This window comes from Streptomyces sp. NPDC127108 (genome assembly GCF_042677545.1).
Taxonomy (GTDB): Bacteria; Actinomycetota; Actinomycetes; order Streptomycetales; family Streptomycetaceae; genus Streptomyces.
This window is the reverse complement of record NZ_JBHXTE010000048.1, coordinates 67,441-73,653: the sequence shown is the minus strand read 5'-3', so window position 1 is coordinate 73,653 and position 6,213 is coordinate 67,441. Positions and strand designations below refer to the sequence as shown.

The following is a 6,213-nucleotide window of genomic DNA, read 5'->3' as shown; positions in this document are numbered from 1 at the left end:
CCCCCGGCGGGTGAGGGCACGGCCCCGTCGGCACGGCCCGCCCCGAGGGCCCGCGGTGCGCCGCCGCTCAGGGCGCACCGCGGGCCTTCCCCCTGTCAGCGGGTCCCGACCGCCGCGCGCACGGCCCTGCGGGCCATCTGGCAGTCGTCGTGCAGCCGCCGCAGCAGCAGCCGCTGTTCCTCCCCGGACGGCGCGGCGCCGGGGTGAGCCTGGCCCGATGCCGTCGGGGCCGTCTCGTGCAGCGTCCGCTGCACGGCTGTCTCGCACATCCTGATCTCCCGGGTCAGCACCAGCATCAGGTTGACCAGGAACGCGTCGCGGGCCGCGGGACCCGCCGCCTGGGCGAGCTGGCTGATGTCGCGGCGCGCCACGGGGGAGTCACCGAGCACCGACCACAGCGTCGCCAGGTCATAGCCCGGCAGGTACCAGCCCGCGTGCTCCCAGTCCACGAGGACCGGACCGGCGGGGGAGAGCAGCACGTTCGAGAGCAGCGCCTCACCGTGACAGAACTGCCAGGTCAGCTGCGGACCCGACGGGTGGGCGTGTGCTATCCCGTGCAGCAGCTTCTGCAGGTCGCCCATGTCGCGGTCGGTGAGCAGCCCCAGCTCGTGGCAGCGGGAGATCCGACGGCCGTAGTCCAGCGGCCTGCCGAACATCTCCTGCGGCGGCCGCCACTGGTTGAGGCGGCAGACGGCGCTCAGCGCCGCCCGGACGTCCGCGCGCGGCGGGGCGTCCGCGGGGTGGCGCTGCAGGGCGGCCACCCGGCCCGGAACCCGCTCGATCACCAGCGTGCAGTCGTCCGGGTCGGCCGCGATGAGCCGCGGCGCGCGCACGGGCGGACGGTGCCTGACGAACGAGCGGTAAGCAGCTATTTCGTGCCTGATGCGCTCGGCCCACAGGGGTGAGTTGTCGAGCAGGCACTTGGCGACGACGGTCGCGCGGCCGGCCGTGCCGACCAGGAGCACGGTGCGCCCGCTGCGGCGCAGCACCTGCACCGGCTGGAACTCCGGGCAGATGCGGTGGACCGAGGCGATCGCGGTGCGCAGCTGCGCTCCTTGTGGGCCTGACAGGTCGAGTCTCCCGCTGAGCGGTCCGGTGCCGGGTGCCGGGACGCGCCGGGGCCGGCCGGTGCCGAGTGGCGCGGTCGTGGTCCGCGCCGGGGCCAGATAGGGGCCGCCGCCGGTCAGCGGGACCTCCGCCGCGCGGGCCGTGCCGCGGGAGGAGGGGTGCGGGCGCAGCGGCCGAGGCGGGGCGGACACGGAGGACGATGCTGCGTACATGGGCGATACAGATCCCTTCGTGTGCCAGCGAGTTGCGGCGCCCTCCCGCCCCGGCCGCTGTGGGTGCACCCTGGGGAATGCCTTGAGGCGGCCGGGTCGGGGTGGCGCATTCCTACCTGACACCCGTGAGCCCGTGGCACACCATGTGGCGCACCCTGGCGAACCCTGGCGAATAGTCGCTCAGCAACTGACAGACGGTTACTGTCAATTCAGCCGAGAACCTGGGGGCTTGACGTGAACGGACAACCCAACACCCGCTTGTCGGATCTCTTCGGCCTCGCGGGCTGGTCCAAGGGCGAACTCGCCAGAATGGTGAACCGGCAGGCGGCTGCGATGGGTCATCCGCAGCTGGCCACCGACACCTCGCGGGTGCGGCGCTGGATCGACATGGGAGAGATCCCGCGCGATCCGGTACCCAGGGTCCTGGCTGTTCTGTTCACCGAGCGTCTCGGTCGTGTCGTGACCATCGAGGACCTCGGTCTGGTCCGGCACGGGCGCGTAGGCAAACAGCGCGCCGACGGGAGCACAGAGCACCCCGACGGCGTGCCGTGGGCGCCCGAGCGAACCGCCGCGGTCCTCACCGAATTCACGGGAATGGACCTCATGCTCAACCGACGCGGCTTGGTGGGCGCGGGTGCCGCGCTCGCCGCCGGCTCCGCACTCAGCAGCGCCATGCACGACTGGCTGCACACCGATCCGACCCTGAAGGCCGACGCCCCCCGCACCGACGATCCCCTGCACGCCGACCCCGCCGGATTCGACCGCTACGAGGCCGCCCCCATCGGGTCCCAGGAGATCGAGGCGCTGGAGCGCTCGGTCGAGGTGTTCCGCGCCTGGGACGCGTCCCGGGGCGGCGGCCTGCAACGCAAGGCCGTGGTGGGGCAGCTGAACGAGGTGGGCGGCATGCTCGCCTACCGCCACCCCGACCATCTGCAGCGGCGCCTGTGGGGCGTCGCCGCCAACCTCGCCGTCCTCGCGGGCTGGATGTCCCACGACGTCGGCCTCGAACCCACCGCCCAGAAGTACTTCGTGATCGCCGCGCACGCGGCGAGAGAGGGCGGCGACCGGCCGCGCGCGGGTGAGGCACTGTCCCGGGCCGCACGCCAGATGGTGCACCTGGGCAAGCCCGACGAGGCGCTCGACCTGATGAAGCTCGCCAAGTCCGGCTCGGGCGAGCAGACCCTGCCGCGCACCCAGGCCATGCTGCACACCATCGAGGCCTGGGCCCAGGCCTCGATGGGCAAGGGCCAGGCCATGCGCCGCACGCTCGGCCGGGCGGAGGACCTGTTCGTCTCCGACAAGGGCGACGTGCCACCGCCCAGCTGGATGCAGATGTTCGACGAGGCGGACCTGCACGGCATGCAGGCCCTGGCGTACCGCACCCTCGCCGAGCACGAGCCGGCCGCGGCGCAGCTCGCCCAGCGCTACGCCAAGGAGGCCATCGAACTGCGCACCAAGGGCCGCGACCGCTCGACGATCTTCGACTACATCTCGCTGGCGTCGGCCTGCTTCATCGCCGACGACCCCGAGCAGGCCGACCGGTACGCGCGCCTGGCGCTGGTGTCGATGGGCGCCAACTCCTCGCACCGCACCTGGGACCGGCTGCGCGAGATGTACCGGCTCACCGGTCAGTACGCGGGCTATCCGAAGATCGAGGACTTGCGTGCGGAGATCAAGCAGGCGCTGCCCAAGGCGGCGGGGCGGCCGGGGGGAGGCAAGTGGGTCCGGGCATAGCACACGGCCGGTGCGGGGCCGGTGGATACGGCGGTGACGAAGTCGTGGCTAGGTCTTCGTCTTCGGCCGCGTACCCGGTCCGGTCCCCGGAATCGGCCACGAGCAGGCGGGCTGAGTCCTGCCAGGTCCCAGGCAGCGTGCGGGGCTAGGCCTCGACCTTGGCCACCAGCAGGCAGGCGTCGTCCTCGCGCGAGGTCACGCCGAACTCCTCGACAGCGATGCGCACACAGTCCTGCGCCACCTTCGCGTCGGCGAAGCGCGGTGCCAGGGCGAGCAGCCGGTGCGTCGCGGCCTCTCGGGAACGCCGCGGCACCAGGCCGTCGGTGTGCAGCAACAGCAGGTCGCCGGGGCGGAGTCGCTCCTCGGCCTGTTCGTAGGCGGCACCGGACGTCGCACCGAGGAGCACGCCGTCCGGTGGTGTGAGCGCGCGCCCCGTCCCGTCGCGGAACAGCAGCGGGGCGGGGTGTCCCGCCTGCGCCCAGGTGAGGGTGTGCTCGGCCGCGTCGTACAGACAGCAGACGGCGCTGCCGAGTGCGGGCTGCACGGACGCGTCGAGTAATTGGTTCAGCCAGCCCATGAGGCGGCCCGGGTCGGCTCCGGCGACGGCCATGCCGCGCAGGGCGCCGAGGAGCATCGCCATGCCGGAGGTGACCGTGACGCCGTGGCCGGTGAGGTCGCCGACGCTCAGCAGGGTGCGGCCGTCGGCCAGTTCCAGTGCGTCGTACCAGTCGCCGCCGATCAGGGCGGTCGACGACGACGGGAGGTAGTGGGCGGCGAGGTCCAGGTTCGTGGAGCCGCCGTGCGGGAAGCGCAGGGAGCCGCGCCACGGCGGCAGCACGGCTTCCTGGAGTTCGACCGCGAGGCGGTGCTCGGTCTGCGCGATGTGCCGCTGGCGCTGCAGCGAGTCCCGGGTCTCGCGCACCACGCGCTGGCTGCGGCGCAGTTCGCTGACGTCTCTCAGGACCGCCCACATCGAGGCGGTGGAGCCGTCGGGGGCGAGCACGGGCTCGCCCATCATGTGCACCTGGCGTTCGGCGCCGTCGGGGCGGACGATGCGGAACTCGCCGTCGATCGGCTTGCCGTCGACCAGGCAGTCCGTGACCATCACGGTCAGCATCGGCTGGTCGTCGGCGTGGACCAGGGAGGGCAGCTCGTCGAGGGAGAGGGGCGGCGCGGACGGGTCCCTGCCGAGGATCTGGAACAGCTCGCCGGACCAGTTGGCCTCGTCGGTGAGGAGGTTCCACTCGGCGCTGCCGACCCGGCTGAGCAGTGAACCTTGCTGCGGCTCCGGCCGCGCGGGCCCGGGTTCGGGGGTGTGGGTGCGCGGCGGGCCGTCCCGCAGCTGGGCCAAGTGTCCGTGCAGGTCGTTGAGTTGATGGACCGCCAGTTCGCACAGGGCGCGCTGCCAGCGGCCGGTGGGGTCGCTGTGGTCGGCCACGGCTTCGCGGCGCACGGCGTCGACCTCCCCCCGCAGTCGGCGCGTCTGCGAGATGAGCGCGTCGACCGCGTCGTGCTCCTGCGGCCGGTCGGGGCGGTCCGCGAACACATGGGACGGCATGGGGTGCTCCGTTGACGATGCGATGCGACCGGGGTTGCTGTGGGGATGGCCGGCCATGGCTCCTCGACCGGTAGCGGTGTGGCGTTCGTACTGGTCTTCGTGCGTCGGGTACGTGACGTACGCGCGTGATGGGGGTGACGTGCGTGTCGGTTCCGTACTGACTTCAGTGACAACTCTTCGACCGCTAACGACTCTGGCACAGCGCGCCCATGCTCGTAAGGGATTTGGCAACACCCGATGCGGTGGTGCTTCTGGCATATGTCGCTGTCCTTGCGGTGGCAGTGCCTGACATGGAGGGTTCGTCGCTCGCTCTCACGGGCGGAAATGGGGGCGCGGTTGACCTCAAGTCCGCTTGAGGTTGTTGAGTTGCTGATGGCGGCGGACACGTCGCCCCGGAGGGATCCGGTGACGAACATCCGGTCGGTCCGGCCGGATGACGAAAGGGCGCGGTCATGACGAACGAGATCCTCGTGGTGGGGGCCATCACGGCAGAGACCCAGGCGGCGGTGACGGCGGTGGTGAAGGATCTGGAGAAGGCCTTCAACGCCCATGACCCCATCGCCCTGGGGGAGCAGTTCGCCCAGGAGGCGTCCTGGACCAACGCCGTGGGCACGCGCCTCGACGGCCGTGCGGCCGTCACCGAGTTCAGCGGGCCCGCGATGAAGGGTTTCCTGCGCGACTCCTACGCCCGCTACGACGTGGTCAAGCTCCTCGAAATAGCGCCCGAGGTGATCGGCGTGAACGTACGGCAGACCCCCACGGACAGCTCAGGGAACCCGGTCGCGGGCCCCCACGGCGCGACGACCTACGTGATCGCCCGGCAGCGGGACGGCTGGAAGATCGTGGTCGGCCAGAACGCCGCCGTGGACGCCCCGCCCGCTGCCTGAGCCGGACGTCCGCCCGCGGGTCGGGACACACACGGGGGTGGTGTCTCGCCTCGCGGGCGGTGACGGGTACGGCGGGTCCGGTCCGGGGCGCCCCGGACCGGTCCGTCAGTCGCGCAGATAGCGCAGCACCGCGAGGACCCGCCGGTTGGCGTCGTGCGACGCGGGCAGCCCCAACTTGTCGAACACCGCGGCCACATGCTTCTCGACCGTGCCCGCCGAGACCACGAGGGTCTGGGCGATCGCGGCGTTCGAGCGGCCCTCCGCCATCAGCGAGAGGACCTGGCGCTCGCGCGCGGTGAGCGGCGCGAGCTCGGCCGCGCGCCGACTGGCGCCCGCGAGCTGCGTGACGACCTCGGGGTCGAGGGCGGTGCCGCCGTCGGCGACCCGGGCCAGCGCGTCGGTGAACTCGGCGATGTTGGCGACCCGGTCCTTGAGCAGATAGCCGACGCCCGCCGACCCGGCCGCGAGCAGCCGCGTGGCGTACTTCGTCTCGACGTACTGGGAGAACAGGAGCACGCCGGTGCCCGGGTGGTCGCGCCGGATGTCGATGGCGGCGCGCAGGCCCTCGTCGGTGTGCGACGGCGGCATCCGGATGTCGACGACCGTGACGTCGGGGCGGTGCTCGGCGACGGCGGCCCGCAGCGCGTCCGCGTCGCCGACCGCCGCGCACACCTCATGGCCGCGCTCCACCAGCATCTGGGCCAGCAGTTCCCGCAGGACAGCGGCATCCTCAGCGATTACGACACGCATGTCG

Annotated in this window: 5 protein-coding genes; 2 read left to right on the top strand and 3 right to left on the bottom strand. The window is 72.2% G+C overall.

The features are described 5' to 3' along the window. Positions 1-95: 95 nt before the first annotated feature. Positions 96-1,280, bottom strand: coding sequence for an aminoglycoside phosphotransferase family protein (locus tag ACFVHO_RS32780; RefSeq protein ID WP_385722683.1), 1,185 nt, complete (start codon positions 1,278-1,280; stop codon positions 96-98). Positions 1,281-1,514: 234 nt separating this feature from the next. Between ACFVHO_RS32780 and ACFVHO_RS32775 the strand changes: the two genes are divergently transcribed. Then, positions 1,515-3,014 (top strand): hypothetical protein, encoded by a 1,500-nt coding sequence (locus ACFVHO_RS32775; RefSeq protein ID WP_385722680.1) that lies wholly within the window; start codon positions 1,515-1,517, stop codon positions 3,012-3,014. Between the two features lie 145 nt (positions 3,015-3,159). Here ACFVHO_RS32775 and ACFVHO_RS32770 read toward each other — a convergent pair whose 3' ends face one another. After that, entirely contained in the window at positions 3,160-4,572 is a 1,413-nt protein-coding gene (locus ACFVHO_RS32770) for a PP2C family protein-serine/threonine phosphatase (RefSeq protein WP_385722678.1), read from the bottom strand. Positions 4,573-5,024: 452 nt separating this feature from the next. Here ACFVHO_RS32770 and ACFVHO_RS32765 point away from each other — a divergent pair, with 452 nt between their 5' ends. Next, positions 5,025-5,459 carry an SgcJ/EcaC family oxidoreductase gene (locus ACFVHO_RS32765; RefSeq protein WP_385722675.1) on the top strand — a complete coding sequence of 145 codons (435 nt, stop codon included), beginning with the start codon at positions 5,025-5,027 and terminating at the stop codon, positions 5,457-5,459. Positions 5,460-5,564: 105 nt separating this feature from the next. On the opposite strand, the gene ACFVHO_RS32760 is transcribed toward ACFVHO_RS32765, so the two are convergent. Beyond that, positions 5,565-6,209 (bottom strand): response regulator, encoded by a 645-nt coding sequence (locus ACFVHO_RS32760; RefSeq protein WP_385722672.1) that lies wholly within the window; start codon positions 6,207-6,209, stop codon positions 5,565-5,567. Positions 6,210-6,213: the final 4 nt, after the last annotated feature.